Origin of the sequence: Micromonospora sp. A200, assembly GCF_029893845.1 — a bacterium.
GTDB classification, from domain to species: domain Bacteria; phylum Actinomycetota; class Actinomycetes; order Mycobacteriales; family Micromonosporaceae; genus Micromonospora; species Micromonospora purpureochromogenes.
Genome location: NZ_JARXXY010000002.1, coordinates 40,479 through 64,508, shown reverse-complemented (window position 1 = coordinate 64,508; position 24,030 = coordinate 40,479). Strand labels below are relative to the sequence as shown.

Annotated in this window: 22 protein-coding genes; 11 read left to right on the top strand and 11 right to left on the bottom strand. The window is 74.1% G+C overall.

Annotated elements, in window-relative coordinates; translation table 11 throughout:
- Nucleotides 1–24: 24 nt before the first annotated feature.
- Nucleotides 25–999 carry a nitroreductase gene (locus M2302_RS02215; RefSeq protein WP_280836297.1) on the bottom strand — a complete coding sequence of 325 codons (975 nt, stop codon included), beginning with the start codon at nt 997–999 and terminating at the stop codon, nt 25–27.
- A 184-nt stretch (nt 1,000–1,183) separates the two neighbouring features.
- Here M2302_RS02215 and M2302_RS02210 point away from each other — a divergent pair, with 184 nt between their 5' ends.
- Nucleotides 1,184–1,822: a response regulator transcription factor gene (locus tag M2302_RS02210; RefSeq protein WP_154942955.1), complete on the top strand. Its 639-nt coding sequence runs from the start codon at nt 1,184–1,186 to the stop codon at nt 1,820–1,822.
- 60 nt (nt 1,823–1,882) lie between these two features.
- On the opposite strand, the gene M2302_RS02205 is transcribed toward M2302_RS02210, so the two are convergent.
- From M2302_RS02205 to M2302_RS02170, 8 genes are all read right to left on the bottom strand, one after another.
- Nucleotides 1,883–3,556: a GAF domain-containing protein gene (locus M2302_RS02205; RefSeq protein ID WP_280836524.1), complete on the bottom strand. Its 1,674-nt coding sequence runs from the start codon at nt 3,554–3,556 to the stop codon at nt 1,883–1,885.
- A 96-nt stretch (nt 3,557–3,652) separates the two neighbouring features.
- Nucleotides 3,653–4,663, bottom strand: a complete 1,011-nt coding sequence (locus M2302_RS02200; protein WP_280836296.1) for a nitroreductase — start codon at nt 4,661–4,663, stop codon at nt 3,653–3,655.
- Between the two features lie 248 nt (nt 4,664–4,911).
- A complete protein-coding gene (locus M2302_RS02195; RefSeq protein ID WP_280836295.1) occupies nt 4,912–5,775 on the bottom strand; it encodes a universal stress protein in 864 nt (287 codons plus the stop codon).
- 25 nt (nt 5,776–5,800) lie between these two features.
- Nucleotides 5,801–8,203, bottom strand: a complete 2,403-nt coding sequence (locus tag M2302_RS02190) for a phosphoketolase family protein (RefSeq protein ID WP_280836294.1) — start codon at nt 8,201–8,203, stop codon at nt 5,801–5,803.
- A 126-nt stretch (nt 8,204–8,329) separates the two neighbouring features.
- Nucleotides 8,330–9,160, bottom strand: coding sequence for a universal stress protein (locus M2302_RS02185; RefSeq protein WP_280836293.1), 831 nt, complete (start codon nt 9,158–9,160; stop codon nt 8,330–8,332).
- A gap of 174 nt (nt 9,161–9,334) precedes the next feature.
- On the bottom strand, nt 9,335–10,162 hold the full coding sequence (locus M2302_RS02180; RefSeq protein WP_280836292.1) for an oxidoreductase: 828 nt from the start codon (nt 10,160–10,162) through the stop codon (nt 9,335–9,337).
- On the bottom strand, nt 10,159–10,722 hold the full coding sequence (locus M2302_RS02175) for a helix-turn-helix domain-containing protein (protein WP_280836291.1): 564 nt from the start codon (nt 10,720–10,722) through the stop codon (nt 10,159–10,161). The genes M2302_RS02180 and M2302_RS02175 overlap by 4 nt, the downstream gene beginning before the upstream one ends.
- 31 nt (nt 10,723–10,753) lie before the next feature.
- The gene (locus tag M2302_RS02170) at nt 10,754–11,563 is read right to left on the bottom strand and encodes a serine/threonine-protein phosphatase (RefSeq protein WP_280836290.1); all 810 of its coding nucleotides are present in this window, start codon (nt 11,561–11,563) and stop codon (nt 10,754–10,756) included.
- Nucleotides 11,564–11,700: 137 nt separating this feature from the next.
- Here M2302_RS02170 and M2302_RS02165 point away from each other — a divergent pair, with 137 nt between their 5' ends.
- The 9 genes from M2302_RS02165 to M2302_RS02125 all read left to right on the top strand — a co-directional run bounded on the left by M2302_RS02165 (nt 11,701) and on the right by M2302_RS02125 (nt 19,952).
- Nucleotides 11,701–11,937 (top strand): helix-turn-helix domain-containing protein, encoded by a 237-nt coding sequence (locus M2302_RS02165; protein WP_088963234.1) that lies wholly within the window; start codon nt 11,701–11,703, stop codon nt 11,935–11,937.
- Entirely contained in the window at nt 11,937–12,515 is a 579-nt protein-coding gene (locus M2302_RS02160) for a Clp protease N-terminal domain-containing protein (protein ID WP_280836289.1), read from the top strand. Before M2302_RS02165 ends, M2302_RS02160 begins: the two co-directional genes overlap by 1 nt.
- Before the next feature lie 204 nt (nt 12,516–12,719).
- Nucleotides 12,720–13,727 (top strand): diacylglycerol kinase family protein, encoded by a 1,008-nt coding sequence (locus M2302_RS02155; protein ID WP_280836288.1) that lies wholly within the window; start codon nt 12,720–12,722, stop codon nt 13,725–13,727.
- A complete protein-coding gene (locus M2302_RS02150) occupies nt 13,720–14,721 on the top strand; it encodes a YihY/virulence factor BrkB family protein (RefSeq protein WP_280836287.1) in 1,002 nt (333 codons plus the stop codon). Before M2302_RS02155 ends, M2302_RS02150 begins: the two co-directional genes overlap by 8 nt.
- Nucleotides 14,722–14,800: 79 nt before the next feature.
- Nucleotides 14,801–16,291, top strand: coding sequence for a phosphatase PAP2 family protein (locus M2302_RS02145; protein ID WP_280836286.1), 1,491 nt, complete (start codon nt 14,801–14,803; stop codon nt 16,289–16,291).
- An 11-nt stretch (nt 16,292–16,302) separates the two neighbouring features.
- Nucleotides 16,303–17,112, top strand: coding sequence for an endonuclease/exonuclease/phosphatase family protein (locus tag M2302_RS02140; protein ID WP_280836523.1), 810 nt, complete (start codon nt 16,303–16,305; stop codon nt 17,110–17,112).
- A gap of 235 nt (nt 17,113–17,347) precedes the next feature.
- Nucleotides 17,348–18,127, top strand: coding sequence for a hypothetical protein (locus tag M2302_RS02135; RefSeq protein ID WP_280836285.1), 780 nt, complete (start codon nt 17,348–17,350; stop codon nt 18,125–18,127).
- Nucleotides 18,128–18,201: 74 nt separating this feature from the next.
- Nucleotides 18,202–18,723: a SigE family RNA polymerase sigma factor gene (locus M2302_RS02130; RefSeq protein WP_280836284.1), complete on the top strand. Its 522-nt coding sequence runs from the start codon at nt 18,202–18,204 to the stop codon at nt 18,721–18,723.
- Nucleotides 18,720–19,952: a hypothetical protein gene (locus M2302_RS02125; protein ID WP_280836283.1), complete on the top strand. Its 1,233-nt coding sequence runs from the start codon at nt 18,720–18,722 to the stop codon at nt 19,950–19,952. Before M2302_RS02130 ends, M2302_RS02125 begins: the two co-directional genes overlap by 4 nt.
- Nucleotides 19,953–20,060: 108 nt before the next feature.
- Here the strand turns inward: M2302_RS02125 and M2302_RS02120 are convergent, their stop codons facing one another.
- On the bottom strand, nt 20,061–20,771 hold the full coding sequence (locus M2302_RS02120) for an alpha/beta hydrolase (RefSeq protein ID WP_280836282.1): 711 nt from the start codon (nt 20,769–20,771) through the stop codon (nt 20,061–20,063).
- Nucleotides 20,772–20,957: 186 nt separating this feature from the next.
- The gene (locus tag M2302_RS02115; RefSeq protein ID WP_280836281.1) at nt 20,958–21,920 is read right to left on the bottom strand and encodes a TIGR03557 family F420-dependent LLM class oxidoreductase; all 963 of its coding nucleotides are present in this window, start codon (nt 21,918–21,920) and stop codon (nt 20,958–20,960) included.
- 445 nt (nt 21,921–22,365) lie between these two features.
- Between M2302_RS02115 and M2302_RS02110 the strand changes: the two genes are divergently transcribed.
- Nucleotides 22,366–23,712, top strand: coding sequence for a cellulase family glycosylhydrolase (locus tag M2302_RS02110; RefSeq protein WP_280836280.1), 1,347 nt, complete (start codon nt 22,366–22,368; stop codon nt 23,710–23,712).
- Nucleotides 23,713–24,030 lie beyond the last annotated feature (318 nt).

The following is a 24,030-nucleotide window of genomic DNA, read 5'->3' as shown; positions in this document are numbered from 1 at the left end:
CGGCACGGGTGGCGGGGGTACGGCTCAGGCCGACACCACGGGCAGGTCGAGCACGTCGTCGACGCTGCGTCGGGGGGTGGCCGTCCCGGGTTGGCCGTAGCCGATCCGCATCACCATCTGGGGCGTGCCGAACCGGCCCAGCGACAGCCGCAGCGCCTCGCGTGCCCCCTGCACCTCGATCGGCTGGGACAGCAGGGAGACGCTCAGCCCGGCGTCGGTCGCGGTGAGCAGCACCCGTTGCAGGGCCTGCCCGGCCAGGATCTGGTCGGCGGACGTGTTGCCCGCAGAGCCGAGGACGGCGACCAGCGGCTCCGGCTCGAAGTCCCGGCCGGGGGCTCGGTTGCGGCCGCCGAAGCCGCGCATCGGCAGCAGGTCCTGCGGTTCGCTCTGCGGGCCGCCGGCGGCGGCGGGCACCCCGTCGGGCGCGGGCTCGCGGCGGATCCACTCCGTCCGCTCCCGCCGGTAGTCGGGGTCGCGTTCCAGCACTCGGTGGGCGCTGCGGGCGACCTCGGCGAGGGCGTTGACCGCGCTGGTGCCGATGACCAGTTCCAGCCAGCACTGCTCGGCGCGGGCCGCCTCGCCGAGGCGCCACCGGGCGTCGGCGGGCACCGGGTCCGGCCAGAACGGCGCGCGGTTGCTGAACCGGCGCGGGATCGCCGCGTGCAGGCTGCGGTCGGCGGGGGTGGCGGGCCGGGGCGCGTCCGGGACCAGCCGGGCCAGCACATCCGGTTCGGTCGGGTACGGCCGCAGCCGCACCGTGGCCGGGGTGCCGGCGACGGCGAGGGCGAGCCGCAGGTTGAACAGGGCCGCTCCGCAGGAGATCCGGGCACCCCAGCCGCTCGGGTCGGTGGCGGGCAGCCGGCGGGTCGGGTCGACCGACAGTTCGATGCCGCCGTCGCGCAGCCGGAACCGCCACGGCTGGGTGTTGTGCAGGGAAGGTGCCCGGACGGCGTCCGCGGCGGCCGCCCGCAGTTGCGCGACCGTGAAGCCGGTGTCCATGGTGATGCTCCTTCCGTGGCAGGTGGGGCGGACCTCGCTGGTTCACCTCCACGGTGCGTCAGCGGCCGGGAAGCCGGGCAGGGCCGGATGTCCCGTCCGCCCGGGTCCCCCTTCCCGCCATGCCGCGTCAGGTAGGGGACCTTCGGCCCGTGCGGGGCGCGGCCGGGGCGGGTAGAAACGAGGGATGATCCGGGTGTTCCTCCTCGACGACCACGAGGTCGTCCGTCGTGGCCTTGCCGACCTGCTGCAGAGCAGCGGCGACATCGAAGTGGTCGGCGAGTCCGGCTCCGCGCAGGAGGCGGCCCGCCGCATCCCGGCCCTCCGGCCGGACGTGGCGATCCTCGACGCCCGGCTGCCCGACGGCAACGGCATCGACGTGTGCCGGGACATCCGGGCCGTGGACTCCTCGATCAAGGGTCTGATCCTCACCTCGTACGAGGACGACGAGGCGCTCTTCGCCGCGATCATGGCGGGGGCGGCCGGCTACGTGCTCAAGCAGATCCGTGGCACCGACCTGGTGGACGCGGTGCACCGGGTGGCGGCCGGCCAGTCGCTGCTCGACCCGGCGATCACCACCCGGGTGCTGGAGCGCATCCGCAGTGGCGTCGAGCAGCCCCGCGAGCTCAAGACGCTCACCGAGCAGGAGCGCCGGATCCTGGAGTACGTGGCCGAGGGGCTGACCAACCGGGAGATCGCCGGCAAGATGTTCCTGGCCGAGAAGACGGTGAAGAACTACGTCTCCAGCGTGCTGGCGAAGCTCGGTCTGGAGCGGCGGACCCAGGCGGCGGTGCTCGCCACCCGCCTGCTCGGCAAGACCCACTGAGCGCCCACGCCGCGCCGGGAACGCCTGGCGCTGGGCGCCGTCGCGCCAGGAACGCCCGGGTCAGTCCCGCAGCGGGACGCACCAGAACAGCTCGGTGCCGTGCGGCTGCGCCGGCCGTACCTGGAACGCGCCGCCGTGCCGCTCGGCGCGCTCGCGCAGGTTGACCAGCCCGCCGCGGGCGGCGGCGGGGTCGCAGCCGACGCCGTCGTCGGTGACGGTGAGCGCGACCCGCCCGGCGTCGACCCGGATGGCGACGGCGACCCGGGTGGCCTCGGCGTGCCGGACGGCGTTGGACAGCGCCTCGCGGAGCACGGCGGTGAGGTCCGGGCGGACCGATTCCGGTACGGCGCTGTCGATCGGCCCGTCCAGCTCCACGGCCGGGCGGAAGCCGAGCGATTCGGTGGCCAGGTCGACGGCCTCCCGGATCTCGGTGCGCAGCGCCGCGCTCATCGGGGTGCGCAGCTCGAAGATGGTCCGCCGGATGTCCCGGATGGTGGCGTCGAGGTCGTCGACGGCCGCGTTGATCCGCTTGGCGACCTCGGGCCGGGCGTTCATCGGGGCGGCGCTCTGCAGTTGCAGGCCGGTGGCGAAGAGCCGTTGGATCACCACGTCGTGCAGGTCGCGGGCGATCCGTTCGCGGTCCTCCAGGACCACCAGCAGCTCCCGTTCCTCCTGGCCGCGGGCCCGCTCCATGGCGAGCGCGGCCTGGCCGGCGAAGCTGCTCAGCAGCCGTACGTCGTCGTCGACGGTCCGCGCGGAGTCCGGTCGGTGCGCGATCACCAGCACGCCGTGCAGGGTGTCCGCCGCGGCGAGCGGGGACACCACGGCGGGGCCGGCGACCACCGGCGTCGGCCAGGGTGCGGCCTGGGCGAGGTTGTCCACCAGCTCGTGCCGGTGCTCGGTGACCGGGCCGGCGAAGCTGGTCTCGGCGGCCGGCAGCACCGCGCCGACCAGTTGCCGGTCGGCCCCGTCGGCCGAGTCGACCACCTCGACGGTGAACTGGCCGGCGTCCTCGTCGTAGAGCAGCACCAGGGCCAACTCCGCCTCAGCGACCTCCCGGGCCCGCCGGGCGACCAGCGCCAGCGCGTCGGTGCGGCGGACCTCGCCGAGCAGCACCGAGGTGATCTCGGCGGTGGCGGCCAGCCAGCGTTCCCGCCGGTGGGCCAGCTCGTAGAGGCGGGCGTTCTCGATCGCGACGCCGGCCGCGGCGGCCAGCGCGACCACGATCTCCTCGTCGTCCTCGGTGAACTCCGACGCGCCCTGCTTCTCGGCCAGGTAGAGATTGCCGAAGACCTGGTCGCGGATGCGGACCGGCACGCCGAGGAAGCTGTGCATCGGTGGGTGGTGCGGCGGGAAGCCGTACGACTTCGGGTGCTGGGTGATGTCCGGCATCCGCACCGGGCGTGGTTCGTCGATCAGCAGGCCGAGCACGCCGCGCCCGTGCGGCAGGTCGCCGATCTTGGCGTGCAGCTCGTCGCTGATGCCGTGGATGATGAAGTCGTGCAGCAGCCGGTCCGGCCCGATCACGCCGAGCGCGCCGTAGCGGGCGCCGACCAGTTCGCAGGCCGACTGCACGATCCGTTGCAGGGTGCTGCGCAGGTCGAGGTCGGAGCCGATGCCCACCACCGCGTCCAGCAGGGCGCGCAGCCGCTCCCGGCTGGTGACCACCTCGCCGACCCGGTCGAGCATCTCCTGGAGCAGCTCGTCGAGGCGTACCCGGGACAGCGGGCTCAGCCCCAGCGAGGGGGCGAGCGGCTCGTTGCGGGGCGTCGGTGTGCTGGCGGCCACGCAGGCGATGCTATCGCCCGCGTGGCCGCCGGCACGAGATCGTCAGGTTTGCTGGTCGCGGACCGCCGAGGTGTCGACCACCTGCTCGGTGGGGAGCCGCGGGGTGTGCGGCGGCCCCGCGTGCGCCGGGTCCGCGATCCCCAGCCGCACCACGAGGTACGGGAAGCCGAGCCCGCTGAGCAGGTGGCGCAGCGTCTGCCGGGTGCCGGGCACCTCCACCACGCCGGAGAGCGGCACCACGGACACGCCGAGGCGGGTGGCGGTCAGCCAGAGCGCGGAGAGCGCCTCGCCGGCGCGCAGCCAGCTGTCCGGCTCGTCCTCGTCGCCGTTGAGCAGGCCGTACACGGCGGCCTTGTCGTGGCCGGGGCCGATCGGCAGGGTGCCGGCGCGGCCGAAGTCGCGGCCCGGGACGGTGGTCTGCGGCTGCTGCTCGGGCAGCACCTCCGGCGGCAGTCCCGTGCCGCCGTCGGCCCGGCTGGTCCAGTAGTCCAGTTCCTCGCGCACCTGCGGGTCCTTCGCCTCGACCGTGCCGGCGTGCGAGGCGGCGGCGGCCAGCTCCATCACCTGGTCGGAGTCGAGGATCTGCAGGTTGGCGCCCTCGGCGGCGACCGCCCGGCTGATCTCACCGATCGCGGCGGTCGGGACCGGCTCGTCGCTGACCGGTCGCCGGTCGGTGTGCCGTACCTGCATGCACTGCACCATGCGCATGGCGTCCGCGTCCGCGCCGGACCGGTCCAGCCCGGTCAGTCGGGCCAGCAGGTCCGGCTGCGCCGGGTCGGGCAGCCGCTCCACGACGGCCGTCCAGCCCTCGGCGGCCAGCGCGAGCCGGGCGTGGTGCAGCGCGGCGCCGCAGCTGACCGCCAGCAGCCGCCCCTCCGGGTCGGTGGCGGTCAGCTGACGGTCCCGGACGATCCGTAGTTCCAGGGCGTCGGGCAGCACCAGCCAGCGCCACGGTTGCGTGTTGTGCACCGAGGGGGCGTAGCCGGCGGTCGCGGCGGCCTCCGCGAGCGCGGTGGTCAGCGGGCGGTCCTGTCCCGGCGTCTCGTGGCTCATGTCACGACCTTTCCGTTTCTCCATCGTGCCCACCACGGCGGTCGCGGTGGTGGGGTCACGGCTCCATCCTTCGTCATGCCCGGATCCGGCGCGGCCCACGCAGGCCCGGCGCCGCCGGCCTCCGGCATCCCGTCGCCGGCGGGCGTCGAGCGACACCGGGATGCGGCGTGTCGCGCTGTCCCGCGACGGGGAGGCCGCGACACGCCGCAACCGGCGTCGATCACCAGGGCGGGCCGGCGCCGGGACCGTCAGCGTTCGCGGGCCACCACGACCGGGCAGGACGAGTGCTGGAGCAGCTGCTGGCTGACCGAGCCGAGCAGCATCCCGCGTAGCCCGCCCAGGCCCCGGCTGCCCACCACCACGAGCTGGGCGCTCCGGCTGGCCTCGACCAGGGCGGCGGCCGGGTTGCCGGGCGCCACCTCGATGTTGACGTGGACGTCCGGGAAGGTGTCCCGCCACGGGGCGAGGGACTCCTCGACCGCGGCCCGTTCCCCGGCGACGGTGGCCTGCTCGTCGTGGTCCGAGCGCCGCCGCCCGGCCGGCGGTGCGACAACCCGCACCACCCGCAGCGGCACCCTGCGCTGCGCGGCGCTCTCGACCGCGAAGCCGAGCGCCACCCGGGAGGACTCGGAGCCGTCGACGCCGACCACCACCGGTCCCGCCCCGGTGGCCTGCCCGGCGCGGACCACCACCACCGGACAGTGCGCGTGGGCGGTCACCGCGACGGCGGTCGAGCCGGCGAGCAGGCCGGCGAAGCCGCCGTGCCCGCGACTGCCCAGCACCAGCAGCCCGGCGTCGGCGGAGCGCTCCTGCAACACCAGGGCGGGCGGCCCGTCGTACACCTCGCCGTGCACGGTGGTGCCCGGCCGCTGGGCCACGGCGTCAGCCGCGGCCTTGTGGACCAGCTCCTCGACCTGCCGTCGGGCGGTCTCGTCGGGCCAGATCCCCGGGGCCACCCCGGGGCCGATCCAGCCGGCCACGGTCAGCCACTCGAAGACGTACGCCAGGCGGACCGGCCGGCCGCCGCGCTGCGCCTCGTCCAACGCCCAGTCCAGCGCCAGGGTGGCGTCGGTGGATCCGTCGTAGCCGACCAGGATCTCGTCGCCGCTCATCGTGCTCACCTTCCCCCGGGCCGGCTCACTGCCCGCCGCGCAGGCCGGGATCGGTCTCGCGGATCCAGCGCCACTCGGCGACCCGGGGGTCGTCCTCGCCGTACCGGCGGGTGTAGTCCCGGCAGGCCTGCCGGGCGTCGACCATCTCCTGGCGCAGGTGGGCGGCGCGCGAGGCGAGCCCGGGCACCCGGTCGATCACGTCGATGACCAGGTGGAAGCGGTCCAGGTCGTTGAGCATCACCATGTCGAAGGGCGTGGTGGTGGTGCCCTCCTCCTTGTATCCGCGTACGTGCAGGTTGTCGTGGTTGGTGCGGCGGTAGGTGAGCCGGTGGATCAGCCACGGATAGCCGTGGTACGCGAAGATGATCTGCTTGTCGCGGGTGAAGATGGTGTCGAACTCGTTGTCCGGCAGGCCGTGCGGGTGCTCCGAGGGCGGCTGGAGCCGCATCAGATCGACCACGTTGACCACCCGCACCTTCAGCTCGGGCAGGTGCTGGTGCAGCAGGTCCGCCGCGGCGAGGGTCTCCAGGGTGGGCACGTCGCCGGCGCAGGCCAGCACCACGTCCGGCTCGCTGCCCTCGTCGTTGCTGGCCCAGTCCCAGATGCCCAGGCCGCGCCGGCAGTGCTGGATCGCCTCCGGCATGGTCAGCCAGTTCGGCGCCGGCTGCTTCCCGGCGACCACCACGTTGATGTAGTGCCGGCTGCGCAGGCAGTGGTCCATGGTGGAGAGCAGGGTGTTGCCGTCCGGCGGCAGGTAGACCCGCACCACCTCGGCCTTCTTGTTCATCACGTGGTCGATGAAGCCCGGGTCCTGGTGCGAGAAGCCGTTGTGGTCCTGCCGCCACACGTGGCTGGAGAGCAGGTAGTTCAGCGAGGGCAGCGGCTCCCGCCAGGGGATGGCCCGGGTGACCTTGAGCCACTTGGCGTGCTGGTTGACCATCGAGTCGACGATGTGGATGAACGCCTCGTAGCTGGTGAAGATGCCGTGCCGGCCGGTGAGCAGGTAGCCCTCCAGCCAGCCCTGGCACAGGTGCTCGGAGAGCACCTCCATCACCCGGCCGTCGGGGGAGAGGTGGTCGTCGCCGTCGGAGGTGTCAGCGACGAACGTCCGGTCGGTGACCTCGAAGGCGGCGCCGAGCCGGTTGGAGGCGACCTCGTCGGGGCCGAAGAGGCGGAAGGTCTGGGGGTTGGCGGCGATCACGTCGCGCACCCACGGGCCCAGCGTGCCGGTCGACCCGGCCATCGGCGTACCCGGTTGCTTGACGTCGACCGCGTAGTCCCGGAAGTCCGGCAGCTCCAGGTCGCGCAGCATCCGGCCGCCGTTGGTCGCCGGGTTGGCGCTCATCCGGCGGTCGCCCCGGGGCGGCAGGGCGGCCAGTTCGGCGACCGGGGCGCCGGTGGCGTCGAAGAGCTCCTCCGGCCGGTAGCTGCGCAGCCAGCGCTCCAGCTCGGCGAGGTGCTCCGGGTTCGTGCGTACCTTCGAGACGGGCACCTGGTGGGCCCGGTAGGTCCCCTCGACCCGCTTGCCGTCGACCTCGCGGGGACCGGTCCAGCCCTTCGGCGTACGGAGGATGATCATCGGCCAGCGGGGGCGCTCGACGGTGCCGCCGGAGCGGGCCCGCCGCTGGATCTCGGCGATCTCGTCGACCGCCCGGTCCAGCGTGGCGGCGAGGGCCTGGTGCACGGTGGTCGGATCGTCGCCGGCGACGACGTACGGCTGGTGGCCGTAGCCGCGCATCAGCTCCAGCAGGTCGTCGGTGGGGATCCGGTCCAGCACCGTCGGGCTGGCGATCTTGTAGCCGTTGAGGTGCAGGATGGGCAGCACCGCCCCGTCGCGGGCCGGGTTCAGGAAGACGTTGGACAGCCAGCTGCCCGCCAGCGGCCCGGTCTCCGCCTCCCCGTCGCCGATGACGCAGGCGACCAGCAGGTCCGGGTTGTCGAAGGCCGCGCCGTACGCGTGCATCAGCGCGTACCCCAGCTCGCCGCCCTCGTGGATCGAACCCGGCACCTCCGGTGCCACGTGGCTCGGGATGCCGCCGGGGAAGGAGAACTGGCGGAACAGCCGGGCCATGCCCCGCTCGTCCTGGCTCACCGCGTGGTAGAGCTCGCTGTAGGTCCCTTCCAGCCAGGTGTTCGCCACCAGGGCCGGGCCGCCGTGGCCGGGGCCGGTGACGTAGATGGCCGACAGGTCACGGTTGACGATGACCCGGTTGAGGTGGGCGTAGAGCAGGTTGAGGCCCGGGCTGGTGCCCCAGTGGCCGAGCAGCCGCGGCTTGACGTGCTCGGGCTGCAACGGCTCACGGAGCAGCGGGTTGTCGAGCAGGTAGATCTGCCCGACGGTGAGGTAGTTAGCCGCCCGCCAGTAGGCGTCCAGCCGGCGCAGCTCGTCTTCGGTCAGTGGGCTGTGCAGGTCGAGAGCGGTGTCCATGCTGCAATAGCCTCTCGCGCGTCGGGGACTTCTGCAGCCCGAAGGCGGATATCACCCGGGGCCCGTTTAGCTTGACCCGGCCCGGTGCGAGTGGATCAGGGCCGTTGGTCCCGGGACCGGGGGGCGTCACGGCCCGTCCGGTGGTGTGGCGGTCAGGCCACGGACCACGATGACTGGCGACGGCGCGTGGTAGAGCAGGGTCTGGCTCACCGCGCCGAGCATGCCGCGCCACGGCTCGTCACCCCGGGCGCCGACCAGTGCCAGCTGGGCCGACCGCGACTGCTCGACCAGGACAGCGCCCGGGTCGCCGCGGACGGTGTGGCACTCCGCCGCGACGCCGGGGTAGCGCCGCCCGACCTCGGCCACCGCTTCGATGAGCACGTCGTCGCCGTCGTCGGCCCGTCCCGGCTCGATGACCCGCACCGCGAGCAGCCGGGCCTCCCGGCGGGCGGTGCAGTCGAAGGCGAAGTCGAGCGCGGTCCGGGAACTCGCCGACCCGTCCACGCCGACCAGCACCGGCCCGGCGACGGGCGGCTCGCGGCGGACCACCAGCACCGGGCAGCCGGCGCGGGCGGCGAGCTGCACCGCCGGCGCGTCCGCGGGTACGCAGTCCCCGCGCCCGGTCATGCCGCCGTCGCCGACGGCCACCAGGAACGCCGACTCGGAGCGGCGGATCAGCGCGTCCAGCGGCGGGCCCTCGACGATCTCGCCGCTGACCGACAGCTCCGGCTCGATCTCGGCGGCGGTCGCGGCGGCCCGGGCGATCAGCTCCTCGGCCTCGGCGCGGGGCTCGGCGACCGAGGCCGCCTCGAACGCCGCCTGCCAGTTGAAGGCGTGCAGCACGGTGAGGTCGCGGCGGTGCGCGGCGGCCGCCCGGGCGGCCTCCCGGACGACTTCCATGGCCTGCGGCAACACGCTGACGCCGACGACCACCGGCGCGCCGGCTGATCCGGTCATCCGGCTCACCTCCCGGGCGCCCCGCACGGTACGGCCACGCCGACCCCACCGACGCTAGTCGCGCCGCCGCCCGGGCGGGCCGGGATCGGCACACCGGGGCGTGGGTGTCCGGCGTGCCGCTCGGCACACCGGGCAGGGGCGCGCCGGGACCGATCGGCGGGGCCGCCGGGCGGCTCAGCGGAACTGGAGCCGGGCGACCGCGTCGAAGACCCGCGCACCGAACAGCCGGCGGGTGTGCACCATCGCCCAGGCGGCGGCGGTGACCAGGTAGCGGGTGCGGGGGCGGCGGGCGGTGACCGCCCGCTCGATCACCCGGGCCACCGTCTCGGGCGTCGCGGCCAGCATCGGGTTGGCGTAGGACTTGGCCATCGCCGCGTCGACCGAGGCGACCATCGTCCGGTACGGCCCGGCCGGGGCGCCGCCCGCGCCGAGCGACTTCGCGGCCACCGCCCCGAACCCGGTCCGGATCAGGCCGGGCTCGACGACCACCACGTCGATGCCGAACGGCCGCACCTCCTGGCGCAGCGCGTCGGAGATCGCCTCCACCGCGTACTTGCTGGCGTGGTAGTAGCCGCCGCCGGGGAAGACCAGCCGGCCGCCCATCGAGCTGACGTTGACGATCCGGCCCCGGCCGGCCCGCCGCATGCCGGGCAGCACGAGCTGGGTGAGCCGGCTGAGCCCGAAGACGTTGGTCTCGAACTGTGCCCGGACCCGGTCCAGCGGGGCCTCCTCGATCGGCCCGTACTCGCCGTAGCCGGCGTTGTTGACCAGCACGTCGACTTGGCCGTGCGCGGCCTCGACGGCGGCGACGGCGGCCCGCATGGACTCCTCGTCGGTGACGTCGAGAGGGAGCAGCCCGGCGCCGCTGTCGGCGAGGTCGGCGATCGCCTCGACCTTGCGGGCGGTGGCGTAGACGGTGAACTCCGGGCGGCGGGCGAGCTGGCGGACCGTGGCCCGGCCGATGCCGGAGGAGGTGCCGGTGATCAGGACGGAGGTGGTCATGCGGGGGCTCCCGGGTGGTCGAGGCCGGCGACGAGGAGCGCGACACCCTCGCGCAGCCGCCGCCGGGGCAGGTCGGGGTCGGTGAGGTCGGCCTCCAGGCCGCGGGTGAGCGCGACCAGCACGTCGGCGACGGCGCGGGCGCGCGGCCCGGCGGCGTCGGCGAGCGCGCCGGCGACCACGTCGGTCAGCTCCCGGGTGTACGCCTCGGCGAGGTCGCCGGTGAGCCGGGTGCTGGTGTCGAGGAGTTCGGCGGCGTGCCGGCTCTCCCGGTGCAGCCGGAGGGTGAGTTCGAGCTTGGCGGCGAGCACGTCGTGCAACCGCTGCCGCAGCTCGGCGTCGGGCGCGGTGGCCGCCCGGCGGGCCTGGGCGAGGGAGTCGGCGAAGAGCCGTTCGGCCAGTCGCCGGTAGGCGTCGTCCTTGTTGCGGACGTACTGGTAGACGGCGGGGCGGGACATCCCGGCGGTGGCCGCGATGTCGTCCATCGTCGTACGCCGCACGCCGTGCCGGGTGAAGCACTCGTACGCGGCGGCGAGGATCGCCGCCAACCGGTCGTTCGACATGCTGACAATGCTTGCACAGATTGTCAGACCGTCAAGGGTGTTCGCCCTCACCCTCGACGCCGCCGGGCCGGACCCGGAGCACCACGGCGGTGGCGTTGTCCTCCCCACCCTCGGCCAGGCTGCTGGTGAGCAGGCTGCGCACCGCCCGCTTCGGGTCGCCGCCGGCGAGGGCCTCCCGCATCCGGTGGTAGTCGACCTGGTCGCTCACCCCGTCGGTGCAGAGCAGCCAGGTGTCGCCGACCCGCAGCGGCACGGCGAGCAGGTCCGCGTCCGGGTTGTCGGGGTGGCCGACGTAGCGCAGCAGCTGGTAGCGGGCCCGGGCGGCCTCCGCGGAGCCGGCCCGGTACCAGCCGTGCAGCAGCCCCAGCCAGGCGGCCGTGTGGTCGACCGTCATCAGTTCCAGCACGCCGTCGCGCAGCCGGTACGCCCGCGAGTCGCCGAGCTGGACCAGCCACACCTGCTCGCCGTCCGGCTCGACCAGCAGGGCGGTCAGCGTGCAGCCGGTCAGCTCGGTCAGCCGCGCGCCGGCGGCGCGGACCAGGGAGCGGGCGTCGGCGACCGCCGCGCGCAGCTCGTGCGCCCCGACGGTGGGCCAGTCACCGCGGACCGCCTCGACCAGGGTGGTCATCGTCGTGGTGCCGGCCACCCGGGCGCCCTCGCCGGAGCCCATGCCGTCGACGACGGCCACGAAGGGCAGCGTCGGGTCGACGTGCAGCACGTCGAAGTTGGCCGGATAGCGGTGGCCGACCACGCTGCCCCCGGCGACCTCCAGGGCGACCCGCCCGGCGGCGAGACGGCAGGTCAGCGGCTCGGGTCGGTCGGACGGAGCGCGGCGGAACATCAGCGGACCGTAGCACCGCCGAAGCCCCTGGTCGGGGCGTCGGCGCTCGTGTCGGGCGGTCGGTCCGCGCGCCGGGTCGGAGGTCCGTGCTGTCAACGAGGGTTGACAGGGTGGCGCTGTCAACGTAAGTTGACGACATGAGTCAGGCAACGGAACTCGCGGCGGCCGCCGGCAGCACCGACCCCAAGGTCGGGCTCCGGGCGGTGCTCGCCCTGCGCCGGCTCCTCGAACGGCTGGAGGTCGTCCAGGTGGACAACGCCCGTCGACAGGGCTGGTCCTGGCAGGACATCGCCGACGCGCTCGAGGTCAGCCGGCAGGCGGTCCACAAGAAGCACGCCGGGCGACCGGCGGTCCGAGGAACCTGGGAGGCGTGATGTTCGAACGGTTCACCGACCGGGCCCGTGCGGTCGTCCACCGGGCGGTCGACGAGGCGCGGGCCGAGCGGCAGCGACCGGTCGGCACCGAGCACCTGCTGCTCGGCATCCTCGCCGACGGCGACGCGCTGGCCAGCCGGGTGCTCACCGAGGCGGGGGTGCGCCCGGAGGACCTGCGCGCCGCCATCGCCCGGCACACCGCGCCCGGCGCCAGCGGTCTCGGCGAGGCGGACGCCGCCGCGCTGCGCGAGATCGGCATAGACCTCACCGCCATCGTCGCCCGGATCGAGGAGTCCTTCGGTCCCGACGCGCTGCGCGAGGCCGCGCCCGCGCCGCGCCGCCGCTGGGGCTTCCGGCGGAACGACGACGGGCGGTTCTCCCCCCGCGCCAAGAAGGTGCTGGAGCTCTCCCTGCGCGAGGCGCTCCGGCTGCGCCACCACCACATCGGCACCGAGCACATCCTGCTCGGGCTGCTGCGCGAGGGCGGCGGCCTCGCCGCCGTGGTGCTCACCGAGGCCGGGCTGAACCTCGACGACCTGCGCCGGCGGGTCGAGACGGCGCTGCGGACGGCGGCCTGACCGGTACCCGGTGCCTCGGCTCCCGCTTCTCCGGGGGTGGATCGTCCCGGCCACCCGCGCCCGGCGGGTGACCGAGATGGCCGAGGGCGCGGCCCGCAGTGAGCGGGCCAACCGGTGGCGGGGCGTTTCAAACCTGATTGCGGCCAGTGCAACGTCGCCCCGCGCCGGCTCGCTGACCGGCCCCGCTTGCTGCACACTTGCGCCGTGAATGGTGGAGAGCAGACGCGCCCGGTGACCGCCGACGACGCCCCGCCGCGCTCGGCGGTGGTGGTCAACCCCTCGAAGGTGACCGATCTGGACCAGTTCCGCCGCACGGTGGACGACGCCCTCGCCGCCGCGGGCTGGCCCGAGCCGACCTGGTACGAGACCACGGTCGAGGACCCGGGCAGGGGCCAGACCGAGACGGCCGTCGCCGCCGGCACCCAGGTGGTCTTCGCCTGCGGCGGCGACGGCACCGTGATGGCCTGCGTCAGCGGGCTGGTCGGCACCGACGCCGCGCTGGCCGTGCTGCCCCAGGGCACCGGCAACCTGCTCGCCGCCAACCTCGGGCTCTCCAACGACCTGGCCGCCGGCCTGCAGGTCGCCGTGGAGCGCGGGATGCGCCGGCTGGACGTCGGCGCGGTCGAGGACCGGTACTTCGCCGTGATGGCCGGGATGGGCTTCGACGCCCAGATGCTCCGGGACACCTCCGAGACGACCAAGGCGCGCATCGGCTGGCCCGCGTACGTGATGGGTGCCGCGAAGCACCTGCGGGACCGGCCGATGCGGGTCTCGATCCGCATCGACGACCGGCCGCCGCTGCGCCGCCGGGCCCGCTCCGTGCTGGTCGCCAACGTCGGCCGGCTCCAGGGCGGGGTGCGCCTGCTCACCGACGCCGAGCCCGACGACGGCTGGCTCGACGTGGCCGTGCTCACCCCCCGTACGCTCGGCCACTGGCTGGCCATGGGCTGGGCCCTGGTGCGCCGGCGCGGCAGCGTGCCCCGGATGGAGGTCTTCCGGGCCCGCCGGGTGCAGATCACCAGCAACCGGGCCCAGCCCCGGGAGCTCGACGGCGACCTGATCGAGCCCGGCCGCTCACTGACCGCCGAGATCAAGCCGCAGTCACTCTGGCTCTGCGTGCCGCGCCCCGAGCGCCACCCCGACCTGACGATGGACGCCGACGCGGCGGCGGAGCGGGGCGAGCGGCTGATCGAGGAGGCGCGCCGTGAGTAGCACCAAGCTCGTCCCCGAGACCCGGCTGATGGCGGAGGACGACCTCTCCGCCGACGACGCCTGGCGCACCCTGCGCCGGCAGGGCGGCTGGTGCCTGCTGCGCGACGCCTTCATCCGGTTCCGCTACGGCGACGGCTTCAGCCACTCCCGGGCGTTCGCCCTGCAACTCTGCCTCGCCGTGGTGCCGTTCATGATCGCGTTGACCGGCCTGATCAGCGAACTCGGCGTGGAGGAGGGCGGCCAGGTGGTCGCCGACACCGTGCTGGCCCTCACCCCCGGGCAGAGCGAGTCGGTGGTCCGCGAGCTGCTCGGCGACGGCGAACGCACCGAGCGGGCCGGCGAGCTGGCGCTGACCCTCGGTCTGCTCACCGGGCTGGTCGCGCTGACCACCACGATGGCCCAGATCGAACGCGGCGCCAACCGGATCTACGGCGTGGAGCGGGACCGCCCGGCCCTGGCCAAGTACGTCCGGGCCGCCGTCCTCGCGGTGACCGCAGGCGGGCCGGCGCTGGCCGGCTTCCTGATCCTGGTCGGCGGCGGGGCGATCGGTGACTCCGTGCAGCGGCACTACGAGTGGGGCGCGTTCGCCCACGGCTTCTGGGACGTGATCCGCTGGCCGCTGAGCCTCGGGCTGACCGTGCTCGCCGTGGCGGTGCTCTTCCGGCACTCGCCCCGCCGCAACCAGCCCGGCCTGTCCTGGCTCTTCTTCGGCGCCGGCATCGCCACCGCGCTCTGGTGGCTGGCCAGCCTGCTGCTCGCCGGGTACGTCACGTTCAGCGACGGGTTCGGCCAGACCTACGGCGCGCTGACCGGCATGATGGCACTGCTGCTCTGGGCCAACCTCACCGGCATGGCGCTCTTCGGCGGGCTGGCCTTCGCCGCCCAGCTGGAGGCGATGCGGATCGGCGTGCAGGAGCCGGCCCAGCCGGACCTGTGGGAGCCCGAGGCCGAGCGGGAGGAGCTGCAGGACACCGGTGAGATGACCTCGCTGTAGACCCTCGTTCCGGCACCCCCGGTGTACGCGGAGCCCCGATCGGGTACAGCGCTCCGCCAGGAGCGAGAGGGAGGCTGCCGTGAGCGCGGTCATCGACGGGTTACGACGACCCCTGGGTCATTTCACCGAGCGGACGCTCGCCGGCCTGGCACTCGTGCTCGGGACCGGCGTCGGGTTCGGGCTGCTGCTGGTGCTGGTTCGGGTCCGCTGGACCCCGCTCTACGACGTCGACCACGGCGTGGCGGCCTGGCTCAACGATCTGGTCGCGCCGCACGGGCCGCTGGTGACCGTGCTCAACGCCCTCACCGACCTCGGCGGCCGGGCGGTGATCATCTGGCTGGTCTCGGTCGCCGTGATCGGGCTGCTGATCCGCCGACAGGGCCGGCTCGCGGTGTTCCTGATCGTGACCGGGCTCGGCGCGCTGATCCTCGACCCGGCGCTCAAGACCCTGGTCGACCGGTTGCGTCCCGAGGTGGAGGTGCCGATCGGCTCCTACGCCGGGGACAGCTTCCCCAGCGGTCACGCGTTGGGCTCCTTCGTCGCGTACGGGGCGCTGCTGCTGGTGTTCCTGCCGGCCCTGTCGCCCCGCTGGCGCAAGCCGGCGATCGCCCTGGTCGCCCTGCTCGTCTTCCTCATCGGGCTGACCCGGATCGCGCTCGGCGTGCACTTCGTCTCCGACGTGCTCGGGGCCTGGCTGCTCGGTGCCGCCTGGCTCGGCGTCACCGCGTACGCCTTCCGGCTGTGGCGGCTGGAGCGCGGCCGCCGGGTGCCGGCGCTGACCGAGGGGCTGGAGCCGGAGGCCGCGCACGAGGTCGCCCCCGCACCCGACGAGGCGCACCTGCTGCCGCACCCTCGGGCGGCCGTCTTCGAGCTGCTGGTCGGCTGGGTGCTGGTGCTCGGCGCGCTCTACGGCTTCGGGATGTTCGTCAGCTACCACGCAGGCGGGACCTTCTTCGCCACCCTGGACACGGAGGTGCCGAGGTGGTTCGCCGAGCACCGCACCCCGGGCCGGGACGAGGTCAGCCACTGGTTAAGCAAGGCCGGCGACACCCACGCCATCCTGCTCATCTCGCTGGTCTTCTGCCCGCTCGTGCTGGCGGTGTGGCGGCGCTGGCGGCCGGTGCTCTTCGTGGCGCTGACCATGTTCGGCGAGTTGAGCCTCTTCCTCGCCTCCGCCGCGGCGGTGGACCGGCCGCGCCCGCCGGTGGGGAACCTCGACGGCCCCATGCCGACCTCCTCCTTCCCCTCCGGCCACATCGCGGCGACGATCTGCGTCTGGGTGGCGATCACGCTGATCGTCCTGCCGCGTACCGACCGCTGGTGGCGCTGGCTGTTCGTGGCGCTGGCCGTGATCATGCCGGTCGGGGTGGCCGTCTCCCGGATGTACCGGGGCATGCACCACCCGACGGACTTCATGGGCGCGATCCTGCTCAGCGCGCTCTGGATCGGGCTGCTCTACTGGGTGGTCCGCCCCAACGCCGACGTGTACGAGGGCAACCGGCCGGCGATCGAGTCGGAGCAGGTCGGCGAGCTCGACGACGAGCTGGCCAAGGCCGCCCGGCCGCAGTGACGACGCCGCCCATGCTGCGGGTGATGACCTGGAACATCAGGACCGGCGGTCGGGACCGCACCGGGCCCGACCGGCGGGACCTCGTGGTGGGGGTGGTCACCGCGCAGCGGCCGGACGTGCTGGCCCTGCAGGAGCTGCGGGGCTTCGACCGGGGTGGGCTGCTCGACGACGTGGCGGGCCGGCTGGGGATGCGTCCGCACCTGGCCCGCTCCTGCTTCGGGCAGCCGGTGGCCGTGCTGGTCCGCCCGCCGCTGCGGGTGCTGGCCGCCGGCCGGGTCCGCCGGCCGTTCCACCACGCCGCCGCCTGGGTACGGGTGGACACCGGGCAGGGGCCGTTGACGGTGTTCAGCACCCACCTCAACCCGTACTCTGGGGGCCGGCGACGGATGGAGGCGGACTGGCTGGCGGCCGCCGTGCGACGTACCGGCGGTCCGCTGGCGCTGCTCGCCGGCGACCTGAACACGCTGGAGCCCACGGCGGAGCACACCGACCGGCTGGCGGGCCTGCCGACGCACTACCGCCGCCGGCACCTGCGCCGTGACGGCCGCACCGTGGACACCCGGGCCGTCGCCCGGCTGCTCGACGCCGGCCTGGTCGACCTCTGGCCGGCCCGCGCCGCCGGCGCGCCCGAGGCGGACGGCCACACGGTGCCGACCCGGCACGGCGGGGCGGAGTTCGCCGGCATGCGACTGGACTACCTGCTCGGCACCGCGCCGGTCGCCGCGCTGACCCGCGAGGTGCGGGTGGTCCGTGGCGGGGACGCCGACCGGGCCTCCGACCACTACCCGGTCGTCGCCGAGCTGGAGCTGCACCCGGCCTGACCCGCTGGCCGGCGGGCGTGCGCGGCGGTTGATCGACGCCGGTCGCGGCGGGTCGCGGCATCCTCGCCGCCGGTCACCGCGACACGCCGCATGTGGTGTCGATCGACGTCGTCCGGGCCGCCACCCCTGCAGGCGCCGGCCGCCGGGGCTGCGCCGCTGAACTCCCGGGTGCAACCCTTCACACCGTCACGGCCATCACCTGGGTGACAGCGCTGACGACGCGGGGGAGCGACCGATGCACGGCAGGACCGATCTCGACCTGGTACGGCCGCACTTCCGGACGGACTGGCTGCCCGACGGGATGACCCACCGGACATGCGCCAGCCACCGGGGGGAAGGGTCCCTGATCGCCTGGGAGGGCCCGGTGACCGGCCCGATGGCCGGCAGTCGGGTGCTGTCGGTGCGGGTGGGGTCCGCCGTGGACGTCTCGGCCACCCACCGCCGCTGGCGGCGGGGCCCGGACGTGTCCGTGCAGGGCCGCCCGGCGGCGCTGTACGCCGACCCGGACCAGGGGCACACCTCGCTGACCTGGCAGCACCGGCCCGGCACGGCGGTGACCGTCCTGGGCACCAATCTGCCCGCCCCGGCGCGGACGCTGCGGCGGATCGCCGACGGGCTGGTCTGGACGGAGGAGCCCGCCCGGGTGCCCTTCCTCGCCGTGGCCCCGCCGGACGGCGCGCGCTGGGAGACGACGGTGGTCGACTGGCGCGACGGCCGGTGGCACCGGGCGCGGTGCGGGTACCGGGTCCTCGGCGCGGCGGGGCCGCACGAGGACCTGACCGTCGGCGTGGTGCGGACCGGCACGACGGCCGCCGGACGAGTGGTCGACGCCGCGCCGGGCGGCCTAGGGGCGTACCGGGTGGGTGGGCTGGGCGAGGAGTGCGCCGGCGAGGTCGTGGCACTCACCATCCGGGGTCTCGCCGCGCTCGGCGGGCCGGAGGGCGCCCTCGCCCTCGCCGCCGCCGTGCGGCTGGTCGACCGCCCCGGCGACGAGTCCGCCTGGCGGCTTCCGTGAGCCGTGCAACCGTTGCGGGCCCCGCGCCCATCCGTACGGTGAGGACGCCGGCGTCCGGGAACGGGGAGTGGTCGATGCATGCCGCGCAACGGCAGGAGTACGTCGAGTTCGTCGAGGCGGCGACACCGAGGCTGCGACGGACGGCGTACCTGCTGACCGGTGACACGCACCGGGCCGACGACGTGGTGCAGCAGACCCTGACCCGCCTCTACGTGAAGTGGGGCCGGGCGCGGGGCGCCGACGACGTCGGCGCGTACGTGCACCGGATGCTGGTCAACGCGTTCCGGCAGGAGCGCCGCTCGCGGTGGTTCGGCGTGCAGCTCTTCGAGCGGGCACCCGAGCCCGAGTCCCGCGGTGGTTCGTCCGGCCCGGACGAGTCCGTCGTGGACGCGGTGGCGGTGCGGGCCGCGCTGGCGGCGGTGCCGCCCGGCCAGCGGGTGGTGCTGGTGCTGCGCTTCTACGCCGACCTGAGCGTGGAGCAGACCGCCGAGGTGCTCGGCTGTTCGACCGGGAACGTGAAGAGCCAGACGGCGCGGGGGTTGGCCGCGCTGCGCCGGCGGCTGCCGCTGGGCGACGGGACGGAGGTGAACCGGTGAACCGGGACGAGGAGGCGGAGATCCGGTCGCTGTTGGCCCGGGCGGCGGACGACCTGCCGGCCGGTGGCGTGCCGGCGCAGACGCTGCTGGTCGCTGGGCAGCGGGCGGTGCGCCGTCGTCGTGGGCTCGCCGCCGGTGCGGTGGCGGGGGTCTCCGCGGCGATCCTTCTCGGCTCGGCGGTCCTGATGGGGGGAGTGCGCCCCGCAGTGACGCCCGGCGACAACCGATCACCGGAGGTCGCCCGTAGCGCGCCGACGGCAACCCGTAGCGCGCCGACGGCAACCCGTAGCGCGCCGACGGCAACCCGTAGCGCGCCGACGGCAACCCGTGGCGCCGCGCCAACGCTGGCCCCCGAACGGTTCGATCCGACGCTGAGGATGTTCCGCCTCGGTTCGCTTCCGCCGAACGCCGGTCACCAGTCGTACCAGTCCGACCAAAAGATGATTGTGGCGAGGGCGGACGTGCCGGATGCGATCAGCCCGGGCGGTCCGGTCGAGGCGGGCCCCATCATGGCATCCTCCGGCTCGGTGACGGTGCGGATGGGGGCGCGTGGGGTCGACGTCCTCGCCGAGCAACGGGAACCCAGCCTGGGCGGCGGGACCCCGGCTCCGTTGCCGGGTACCCCGGTCGCGCCGGTGGACGGACACCCCGCCCACCTCTGGACCGGGGACGGGGAGACGGTGCTCTCCTGGGAGTACGCGCCGGGCGGGTCGATCGCCGTCACGGTGTGGGATCTGCCCAGTCCGGAGGCGGTCGCGCGTCAGGTGGTGGCGGGTCTGGTCTGGGAGACGACCCGGATGACGGTCCCGTTCGCGCCGGTCGCCGCTCCGCCCGGCACCACCCTCGACGGCGTGGAGGTGCGGAACTTCCGGGGACGCTGGCTCAGCGTGTTCGCGTACTACGTGATGTCGTCCGGAGCGGGCCGGGCCACGGGTCGGGACGTCATCATCGGGGTGACGGACGGCATGTACGCCGGGAACGGTTCGGACTTCGGGAGGACAAAGCTGACGGTGGCCGGCCGCCCGGCGTCCGCCGAAGACGGGCCGAAGGGGTTCGGGGCGTACCGGGTGGCGCGGGTACCGGGCTGCGCGGGTTGCGTCGCGGAGGTGAACTTGGAGAGCGAGGCAGGCTGGGCCTCGGTCGGCGGGCGGGACGGCGCCCTCGACGTCGCCGCGTCGATCCGCATGGTCGAGGGCAGCGACGATCCGGCCGCCTGGCGTCCACTCTGAGCGGGCGGCCACCGTCGTCGGAGATGGCGATGGCCGGACAGCGGGGCTAGATGATCACGTTGAGCAGCACCGTCAGCACGACCGAGGCGAGGATCGACAAGAGGATCATCAGGAGGCAGCCGAGGCCGCCGCCGAGGAATCGGACCTCCGTGTTTCCGATGCGCATGGGTCCACCTTGTCAGGGTCGGGGGCGAGCAGGGCACGGATCGCGTCGGCCACCTGCCGGGGCGCGGTGGTGACCACGTTGTGCGCGGCACCGGGCACGGTCGCCGCCCGGGCGCGGGGGACCAGCCGGGTCACCTGGGCGCTCCAGGCCGGCGGCACCACGGTGTCCCGGGCTCCGGTCAGCACCAGGGTCGGCGCGGCGACCCGGACCAGGTCCTCCTCCACGGGGTTGCGCACCGAGTGCGACACGGTGGCGTAGACCCGCCAGGGGCGGGCGTCCCACACGTCGCGGAGCAGGACGGGGGCCTGCAGCGGCGCCTCCGCCACGGTGTCCAGCAGCCAGCGGCCGACCAGGCCCCGGCGGGACCGGGCGGCCGGGTCGCTGGTCGGACCGGCCAGCACCAGCGCGCGGACCGCCCGGGGCCGGCGGGCCGCCAGCGCGGCGGCGACCTCCGCGCCGAACGAGTGCCCCACCAGGCAGACCGGCGGCAGCCGGTACGCGGCCAGCCAGGCCGCCAGGAACGTGGCGTGCCGGCCGACGTCGTACGCCCGCCCGGGGCGCGCGGTCAGCCCGAAGCCGGGCAGGTCCGGCACGTACACCGGATGGGTGGCCGAGAGCGCGACGGCCAGCGGGGTGAGGTAGCGGTGGGACACCGCGAGGCCCGTGCACCAGCACCACCGGCGGCGCGTCGCTGCCCGGGTTCCGGGAGCGACGGGTGTGCGTCCGCAGCCCGTCCACCAGCCGCCACTCACTGGTGAGGCCGGCGGCCGGGCGGGGTGCGGCCAGGGCCAGCCGCAGCTCGGACGCCCCGAAACGCCCGGGCGCGGTGGGCCGGAGTCTCACAGCTCGCGTAGCCGGGGGAGCAGTTCCTCCTGCGCCCAGTCCAGGAACATCGGCTGGGTCTCGCCGCCCACCTGCACGATCGCCACGTGCGTGAAGCCCGCGTCGACGAACTGCTTGAACGCCTCGACGTGCCGGTCGACGTCGGGGCCGCAGGAGATGCCCTCGGCGACGTCCTCCTCGCGGACGTACTGAGTGGCGGCGGCGAACGCCTCGGGCCCGGGCAGGTCGGCGTTGACCTTCCAGCCCATGCCGAACCAGCGGAACTGGTCGTGCACAAGCTTGCGGCACTCGGCCTCGTCCGGGCCGTAGCAGATGGCCACCTGGCCGTAGCGGGGCTGGCCGGCGCCGCCCGCGTCGTCGTAGAGCTGGATGATCCGGCGGTCGGGTTCGGTGGCGACGATGCCGTCGGCGTACTCGGCGGCGAGCGCGGCCGACGACGGCCCGGAGGCCGCGACGGCCATCCCGACGGGCTGGTCCGGCCGGTCCCACAGGTACGCCTCCGGGACGTCGAAGTGGTTGCCGGAGAAGGTCAGCGTCTCGCCGTTGAGCAGCGGCCGGATGATCTGCAACGCCTCCTCGAACATCTCGTGCCGCTGCTGCACGTGCGGCCAGCCGCCGACCACGTGTTCGTTGAGGTTCTCGCCGGCGCCGAGGCCGAGGGTGAAGCGGCCGTCGGAGAGCGCGCCGACGGTGCTGGCCTTCTGCGCCACGACGGCGGGGTGGTAGCGCAGGATCGGGCAGGTCACGAAGGACATCAGCTCGGCGCGGCTGGTGGCGTGCGCGACCGCGCCGAGCACCGACCAGGCGTACGGGGAGTGGCCCTGGGAGTCCAGCCACGGGTAGTAGTGGTCGGAGATCACCAGCTGGTCGAAGCCGGCCGCCTCCGCCCGTACCGCGTAGTCGACCAGTTGCTTCGGGCCGGCCTGCTCGCACATCAGGGTGTAGCCGACGGTGACCATCCTGGTTTCTCCTTCCGCCCCACGATCGTCACGGGATACCCCGCCCGGTGCCGGTCAACCCCACCCGTCCCGTTCCGGCGCGGCCGTCACCCGTGGCGGTGATCCTCGCCCCGTCGGTGCGGCGGCTCCCCGGTGGTCACCCTTGACGGGAACGCGAGGCGGGCCTAGGGTCCAGGCTTAACCGGTTCAGAGCCGGTGGCGTCACATCCTTGTGGTGGGGATGACCGCCCCTGTGGCGGCTCGCGGTCGGCGGGGGCCGCCACAGGCCGTCCCGCCGAGCGGGCCGCTCACTTAACCGGTTGCTTTCCCGATCGCATCGTCCTACGCTGATCCCTGCGCACGACCAGGGAGTCGAGCGGCGGCTGCCGGGCTACAGCCGCCACGACCGTCACCAACCACCGCAACCCCGCCAGGGCAACGGGGTCGACACTTCCTGAGGAAAGCCATGAGAAAGCGACTCTCCGTCGCCGGCGCCGCCCTGCTCACCGTCCTCGCCGCCGTCTTCGCGTTCGTCCAGCCGGCCCACGCCGCCGCCGGGTTCTCGGTCGCCAACGGCCGCCTCTACGACGCCAACGGCACCGAGTTCGTCATGCGCGGCGTCAATCACGCCCACACCTGGTACCCGCAGCAGACCAGCTCCTTCGCCAACGTGAAGGCGCTCGGCGCGAACACCGTCCGGGTGGTGCTGGCCACCGGCGACCGCTGGGCGAAGAACAGCGCCGCCGACGTCAGCAACGTCATCTCGCTCTGCAAGGCCAACCGGCTGATCTGCGTGCTGGAGGTGCACGACACCACCGGCTACGGCGAGCAGAGCGGGGCGATCACCCTGGACCGGGCGGTCGACTACTGGCTGAGCATCGCCGACGCGCTCAACGGTCAGGAGAAGTACGTCATCGTCAACATCGGCAACGAGCCGTACGGCAACCAGGGCTACGCCACCTGGGCCACCGACAGCGCCAACGCGATCAAGCGGCTGCGCGCCGGCGGCCTCACGCACACGATCATGGTGGACGCCCCGAACTGGGGCCAGGACTGGTCCTTCACCATGCGGGACAACGCCGCCACGGTGTTCAACGCCGACCCGGCGAAGAACACCGTCTTCTCGATCCACATGTACGGCGTCTTCGACACCGCCGCCGAGATCGCCGACTACCTCGGCCGGTTCCGCAGCGCCGGGCTGCCCATCGTGGTCGGGGAGTTCGGCTTCAACCACTCCGACGGCAACCCGGACGAGGACACCATCCTCTCCTACAGCCAGGCCAACCGGATCGGCTGGCTCGGCTGGTCGTGGAGCGGCAACGGCGGCGGCGTCGAGTACCTCGACATGGCCACCAACTTCGACCCGGCCCAGCTGACCAGCTGGGGCCAGCGGATCTTCAACGGCGCCAACGGCATCAAGGCCACCGCCAAGGAGGCCTCGGTCTACTCCGGCACCACGCCGACGCCGACGACCCCCACCCCGACCACGCCGCCGCCCACGACGCCCCCGGCCGGCGGCTGCACGGCCAGCTACACGATCGTCAACCAGTGGCAGGGCGGCTTCCAGGGTGAGGTCAAGGTGACCGCCGGCTCGGCCGCCATCACCGGCTGGACGACGAAGTGGACCTTCGCCGGAGGCCAGACGGTCAGCCAGTCCTGGAACGCCGCGCTGAGCAGTTCCGGTGCGGCGTACACCGCCCGCAACGTCGACTACAACGGCCGGCTCGGCGCCGGCGCCAGCACCAGCTTCGGCTTCATCGCCAGCTGGAACGGCACCAACCCCGCGCCCGCGGTGACCTGCACCGCGAGCTGAGCCCTGGCGTATCACCGGTGGCCGGGTCCGCACGGACCCGGCCACCTCCCCTGTCGGGTACGCGAAGAGCTGCGTCGTTCGCCTCAGCGGAGCTGCCAGGGTGAACTGGCCTGCCGATGACAGCGCGTCCTGGCTCACGTACGTTGGCGCCATGGCAACCCACTGGACCCTGGGATGCGATGCCGAGGATCCCCAGGAGATCGCAACCTTCTGGGCACGTGTCCTGGGGTAGGTACGGCGACGTCTTGGGGCACGTCGTCATGCCGGACCCCGAGGGCAACGAGTTCTGCGTGGCCTGATGCCGTGATGGAGTTCGAG

What these genes read in the sequence shown, in the direction of transcription:
- M2302_RS02215 (WP_280836297.1), bottom strand. Translation starts at nt 999, where the DNA reads ATGGACACCGGCTTCACGGTCGCGCAACTGCGGGCGGCCGCCGCGGAC.
- M2302_RS02210 (WP_154942955.1), top strand. Translation starts at nt 1,184, where the DNA reads ATGATCCGGGTGTTCCTCCTCGACGACCACGAGGTCGTCCGTCGTGGC.
- M2302_RS02200 (WP_280836296.1), bottom strand. Translation starts at nt 4,663, where the DNA reads ATGAGCCACGAGACGCCGGGACAGGACCGCCCGCTGACCACCGCGCTC.
- M2302_RS02195 (WP_280836295.1), bottom strand. Translation starts at nt 5,775, where the DNA reads ATGAGCGGCGACGAGATCCTGGTCGGCTACGACGGATCCACCGACGCC.
- M2302_RS02190 (WP_280836294.1), bottom strand. Translation starts at nt 8,203, where the DNA reads ATGGACACCGCTCTCGACCTGCACAGCCCACTGACCGAAGACGAGCTG.
- M2302_RS02185 (WP_280836293.1), bottom strand. Translation starts at nt 9,160, where the DNA reads ATGACCGGATCAGCCGGCGCGCCGGTGGTCGTCGGCGTCAGCGTGTTG.
- M2302_RS02180 (WP_280836292.1), bottom strand. Translation starts at nt 10,162, where the DNA reads ATGACCACCTCCGTCCTGATCACCGGCACCTCCTCCGGCATCGGCCGG.
- M2302_RS02175 (WP_280836291.1), bottom strand. Translation starts at nt 10,722, where the DNA reads ATGTCGAACGACCGGTTGGCGGCGATCCTCGCCGCCGCGTACGAGTGC.
- M2302_RS02170 (WP_280836290.1), bottom strand. Translation starts at nt 11,563, where the DNA reads ATGTTCCGCCGCGCTCCGTCCGACCGACCCGAGCCGCTGACCTGCCGT.
- M2302_RS02165 (WP_088963234.1), top strand. Translation starts at nt 11,701, where the DNA reads ATGAGTCAGGCAACGGAACTCGCGGCGGCCGCCGGCAGCACCGACCCC.
- M2302_RS02160 (WP_280836289.1), top strand. Translation starts at nt 11,937, where the DNA reads ATGTTCGAACGGTTCACCGACCGGGCCCGTGCGGTCGTCCACCGGGCG.
- M2302_RS02140 (WP_280836523.1), top strand. Translation starts at nt 16,303, where the DNA reads ATGCTGCGGGTGATGACCTGGAACATCAGGACCGGCGGTCGGGACCGC.
- M2302_RS02135 (WP_280836285.1), top strand. Translation starts at nt 17,348, where the DNA reads ATGCACGGCAGGACCGATCTCGACCTGGTACGGCCGCACTTCCGGACG.
- M2302_RS02130 (WP_280836284.1), top strand. Translation starts at nt 18,202, where the DNA reads ATGCATGCCGCGCAACGGCAGGAGTACGTCGAGTTCGTCGAGGCGGCG.
- M2302_RS02115 (WP_280836281.1), bottom strand. Translation starts at nt 21,920, where the DNA reads ATGGTCACCGTCGGCTACACCCTGATGTGCGAGCAGGCCGGCCCGAAG.
- M2302_RS02110 (WP_280836280.1), top strand. Translation starts at nt 22,366, where the DNA reads ATGAGAAAGCGACTCTCCGTCGCCGGCGCCGCCCTGCTCACCGTCCTC.